Source organism: Oleiphilus sp. HI0061 (genome assembly GCF_001635675.1).
Window position 1 is genome coordinate 1 of the sequence record NZ_LWFE01000178.1, and the last position, 838, is coordinate 838.

Consider the following 838-nt stretch of genomic DNA (forward strand, 5'->3'; position numbering starts at 1 on the left):
CGGTAAACATATTTGTGCAGGTTATATCGAAGAGACAGGTGATGGGCTTCAAGGTCTATGCGAAAAAGATAGTGGCGGCCCTTTATTATTTCAAACAGGTGGTGAATGGTTTCAAGCCGGCGTGGCAAGCATAGCTCCTTCTGTTTGTGGAAGTCTGGATTATCCAGATGTTTTTACCCGGGTTTCAGCGTTTAAAGAGTGGGTGGACAATATTATAAACCCTGTTGATTTGACCCCAGACAAGCTTTCTCTGCCTGAAAATGTTACTTCAAGTATATTGGAGGATGGTGAGAACCCTGTATGTAGTGGTGGCTCGGATGAGTCTTTAAAATACAGAATAAAAGAGGTTAATGGGTTTTCTTTAAGCTTTACAAATAGTGCTGCTGATAGCTTTGTAATTGATAGTGTTGAGCTTCAAGTTGATGAGATTGAAACCAATGAATGTGGTGTAGGAACGGTAAAATATACACCTTCCGAGCTATCGATTACCAGCATGGAAGATAGTGCTTTGCCTGATTGCCAGGGCTCTGAGTTAGCTCCGGGGGAGAGTTGCGAGGTCCATATTCGGATGAACTTCCTTTCGCCTGGTATCAAGTTTGCTACCTTGATGATAGGGGTTGAGGGTAAAGAGGAAAGCTACTCGTTTGAGTTGAGTGGTAATGTGATAGGGGAAGCTGATTTTAGCTCAAGTGTGGGTGAGGGAGTGTTTTTCTTTATAGAGAAGCAGAATGAGTGGGATTTACAGGGAGATATTGTTTCCGAATTAGTGTCAGACTACACCCTATATGAGCAAACGATGTTGATTGGTAAGGTTGATGGTAGCGGCCAATTGAGCTTT

Annotated in this window: 1 protein-coding gene; it reads left to right on the forward strand. The window is 42.8% G+C overall.

All coding sequences use genetic code 11. From position 1 onward, the window contains the following. The coding region (locus A3735_RS02135) for a trypsin-like serine protease (protein WP_156499333.1) at window positions 1-838 on the forward strand (838 nt) is incomplete at both ends.